Genomic DNA, 377 nt, shown 5'->3' on the forward strand with positions numbered 1-377 from the left:
CAATAAATGCGGAGATATAACTCATTAATTAGCGATAGTTTTTAATGGAATAATTGCAATGGGGGCCGGAAAATAATTCATGCTGTGCGCCGCAATATAAGAACATCCTCTCACTGAATAACGAATGATAAGATAAACTTTCCGCGCTGCGGTGCATGGGAATAACCCCAACCTGAAATTGCCCGTCAATAACGCCACGTTCAATGGTATTAATCGGCTCCACATACATTTGCAAAGAAACCTCCGGCGCGCGCTCGCTGAATAACGCGATGGCCCGGCCGATCTGCGCCTGCGGATTACTGACCGTATGGTCGAATATCGCCACGTGCAGCTGCCCGCCCATGCGCTGGTGCACCTCGTCCACCCCGCGCCGGAAC

The 377-nt window shown here is 50.7% G+C and carries 1 protein-coding gene; it reads right to left on the reverse strand.

Annotation, left to right across the window (positions count from 1 at the left end):
• Window positions 1-28: 28 nt before the first annotated feature.
• On the reverse strand, window positions 29-377 hold a 349-nt coding region (locus N825_RS35790), incomplete at its 5' end, for a LysR substrate-binding domain-containing protein (RefSeq protein ID WP_033580920.1).

Origin of the sequence: Skermanella stibiiresistens SB22 (assembly GCF_000576635.1) — a bacterium.
GTDB classification, from domain to species: Bacteria; Pseudomonadota; Alphaproteobacteria; order Azospirillales; family Azospirillaceae; genus Skermanella; species Skermanella stibiiresistens.